The sequence below is a fragment of the Streptomyces sichuanensis genome, assembly GCF_020328095.1.
Classification (GTDB): domain Bacteria; phylum Actinomycetota; class Actinomycetes; order Streptomycetales; family Streptomycetaceae; genus Streptomyces; species Streptomyces cinnamoneus.
Genome location: NZ_JAIXMK010000158.1, coordinates 1 through 3,209 on the forward strand (window position 1 = coordinate 1; position 3,209 = coordinate 3,209).

Sequence of the window (3,209 nt, forward strand, 5' to 3'; positions counted from 1 at the left end):
CCGCCGCCCGCCGCCTGGCGGGCGGGCTGCCGCTGCTCCGCGGCATCGACACCACCGAGGCCGTCCGGCGCCACCCCGGCCCGCTGCTGAGCATCGTCGGCGGCGCCTCCCGTCTCGTGGGCCGCCGGCACGTGGCGGTGGCGGACGCCCCCCACCACCGCGTCCACGTCGTCCCCGGCAGCGGAATGCGCCCCCACACCGAGAACACCGCGGAGGTCTCCGCTGCCGTGACGGCATTCGTCGAGACCTTCCTGCAGCAGAAGGAAGCGTAGAAAGTGACTGTCAGCAAGAGCATCGCGGTCCTGCCGGGCGACGGCATCGGCCCCGAGGTCGTCCACGCCGCCCTCGACGCGATCGACAAGCTCCGCCTGCCCCTGGACTTCCGCTTCGGCGACATCGGCTGGGAGTGCTGGCGCGAGGAGGGCGACCCGGTCCCCGAGCGCACCTGGAAGCTGCTGGAGGAGACCGACGCCTGCCTGCTCGGCGCGATCACCAGCAAGCCGCTGCGCGAGGCCGAGGCCGAGCTGGCCGAGCCGCTGCGCGGCACCGGCCGCCGGTTCGTCTCGCCCGTCGTCCAGCTCCGCCAGCGCCTGGGCCTGTACGCCAACGTCCGCCCGGTCAGCGACCTGGAGAACGGCGCCTTCGACTTCGCCGTCATCCGCGAGAACACCGAGGGCCTCTACGCCGGCCTCGACTTCCACGGCCTCGACGACGCGCTGTGGAACGCCGTGCGCCACCACCCCAACGCCGCCGCCTCCGGCCCCGGCGCCACCAGCGTCACGCTGCGCCTGCAGACCCGCTTCGGCATGGACCGCCTGCTGCGCTTCGGCTTCGAGTACGCCCGCGCCCACGGACACCGGCTGCTCACCCTCGTCGACAAGCCCAACGTCCTCCGCAACAGCAGCAACTTCCTGCGCGAGCGACTGGAGCTGATGGCCGGCGAGTACCCGGAGATCGAGACCGAGGTCCTCAACGTCGACGCGGTCGCCCTGTGGATGGTCCGGCGCCCCGAGCGCTTCGGCGTCCTCGTCGCCGAGAACATGTTCGGCGACATCCTCTCCGACCTCGGCGCCGGCGTCATGGGCGGCCTCGGCCTGGCCCCCAGCGGCAACATCGGTGATCACGGCGCCTACTTCGAGCCCGTCCACGGCAGCGCCCCCGGCATGGCCGGCCAGGGCAAGGCCAACCCCGTCGCCATGCTGCTCACCATCGGCCAGCTCCTCGACCACCTCGGCATGCCGCTGCCCGCCGGACAGCTCCGCGACGCCGTCCGCACCGTCGTCCGCGCCCGCACCACCGTCACCTACGACCTGGGCGGCAGCGCCACCACCGCACAGGCCGCCGCCGCGGTCGCGCGCGAGCTGCGCCCGGCCGACTCCCCGCAGGAGATCACCGAATGACCGTCCGCCCCGAGATCGTCGACCGACTCGCCCGCCTCGACACCGCTTCCGTCTCCGACGCCCTCGACAGCCTCGGCATCCGCGGCGTACTGACCGGAGTCGCCGCCCGCGTCCCCGGCGCCCGCACCGCCGGCCTCGCCCACACGGTCACGTACCGGCCGGTGGACACCGGCGAGAAGACCTTCCACAACGCCGCCAACTACCTCGACGACGTCCCCGCCGGATCCGTCGTGGTCGTCGACAACGCCGGCAGCACCGACTGCACCAACTGGGGCTCGCTGCTCACCACCCTCGCGCGCCGCCGGGACGTGCGCGGCACCGTCCTGCACGGCTCGGCCCGCGACGTCGCCGAGATCCGCGCCATGGGATACCCGCTGTTCAGCACCGGCGTGACCATGGTCAGCGGCAAGAACCGCGTCGAACTCGCCGCCACCGGCCGGGAGGTCACCGTCGGCGACACCACCGTCCGCCCCGGCGACGTCATCGTCGCGGACGACAACGGCGCCCTCGTCGTACCGGCCGAGCACGCCGCCGAGGTCGCCGACCGCGCCGAGCGCGTCGAGGGCACCGAGACCGCCATCGCCGGCGCCATCGCCGAGGGCCTGCGCCTGGACGAGGCCCGGCGGCGCTTCGGCTACGCCAAGCCCTGGGACGGCCCGGCCACCGGAGAGCACCGTGCCTGACCTGTCCGGCGGCGTGGTGGACGTCCACTACCACGCGGGACCCGACCTCTACGAGCGCCGGCTGACCTCCTGCCGCGCCGCCCGCGCCTACGCCGCCGTCGGCGGCTGGGTCGTCGTCAAGAGCCACCTGGGCTCCACGGCGTCCCGCGCGTGGGAGGCCCGCGAGGCCGGGCTGCCCGTCTCCGGCGCCGTCGTCCTCAACGACCTCGCCGGGGGCGTACGGCCCCAGGTCGTCGAGCAGTCCGTGTACGAACACGGCCCGGACAGCCCCGCCCGGCTCGTCGTCCACCTGCCCACCCTCACCGAACCCGGCCACCCCGCCACCGCCCTGCGCCGCCGCCCCTTCCACCCCCGGCTCACCGCCGACGAGTGGCTGGGCGCCCGGGTCCTGGACGACGAGGGCCGGCTGCGGAAGGAGGTGAGCGAGGTCCTGCGCGCCGCCCGCGACCTGCCCGTGGCCGTCGCCACCGGGCACTGCAACCGCGAGGAGGCCCTCCGGGTCGTCGACGAGGCCGTCCGGCTGGGCGTGCCCAGGGTCCTGCTCACCCACGCCACCCACCCCATGTCCGGCTTCACCCCCGCCGACCTGGCCGACCTCGCCGAGCCCGAGTGCGTCTACGTCGAGCTGACCGCGCTCACCCGGCTCCTGGGCCACCACGACGCGGAGCAGTTCCGCACCGTGCTCCACGCCCACCCGCGGATCGTCTACAGCTCCGACCTCGGCCAGCTCGACCAGCCGGGCGTCGCGGAGTGGCTGGTGATGAGCGCCGACTGGTTCGCGGAGGCGGGACTCACCGAGGAACGGATCAAGGAGGTCACCTCCACCAATCCGGCCCGGCTGCTCGCCCCGTAACCCCCACCGTTTTCATCCCCCACACCATCCCCACCAGGTCTCACAGGGAGGACCCGTGACACCCCCGGCGTACGCCCCGCCGACCCCGCCCCCGCCCGCGAGCGCGACCGCGACCGCGACCGCCGAGAGCATCGGTCACCTCGATCACTTCGATCACCTCGATCTCCGCGCCGACATCCGCCGCCTCGGCGACCTCCTCGGCGAAACGATCACGCGCCAGGAGAGCCCGGAACTCCTCGACCTGGTGGAGCGGGTGCGGGCGCTGACCCGTAC

5 protein-coding genes are annotated in these 3,209 nt (G+C 74.0%); all 5 read left to right on the plus strand.

Annotated features, from left to right (window positions below; translation table 11 throughout):
* A partial coding sequence (locus LE181_RS29145; RefSeq protein ID WP_225664513.1) for an alpha/beta fold hydrolase occupies positions 1-272 on the plus strand: 272 nt, incomplete at its 5' end.
* A gap of 3 nt (positions 273-275) precedes the next feature.
* A complete protein-coding gene (locus LE181_RS29150) occupies positions 276-1,400 on the plus strand; it encodes an isocitrate/isopropylmalate dehydrogenase family protein (RefSeq protein ID WP_225664514.1) in 1,125 nt (374 codons plus the stop codon).
* On the plus strand, positions 1,397-2,083 hold the full coding sequence (locus tag LE181_RS29155; protein ID WP_225664515.1) for an RraA family protein: 687 nt from the start codon (positions 1,397-1,399) through the stop codon (positions 2,081-2,083). The genes LE181_RS29150 and LE181_RS29155 overlap by 4 nt, the downstream gene beginning before the upstream one ends.
* Positions 2,076-2,936, plus strand: coding sequence for a DUF6282 family protein (locus LE181_RS29160; protein WP_225664516.1), 861 nt, complete (start codon positions 2,076-2,078; stop codon positions 2,934-2,936). Before LE181_RS29155 ends, LE181_RS29160 begins: the two co-directional genes overlap by 8 nt.
* Positions 2,937-2,991: 55 nt before the next feature.
* A partial coding sequence (locus LE181_RS29165; protein WP_225664517.1) for a hypothetical protein occupies positions 2,992-3,209 on the plus strand: 218 nt, incomplete at its 3' end.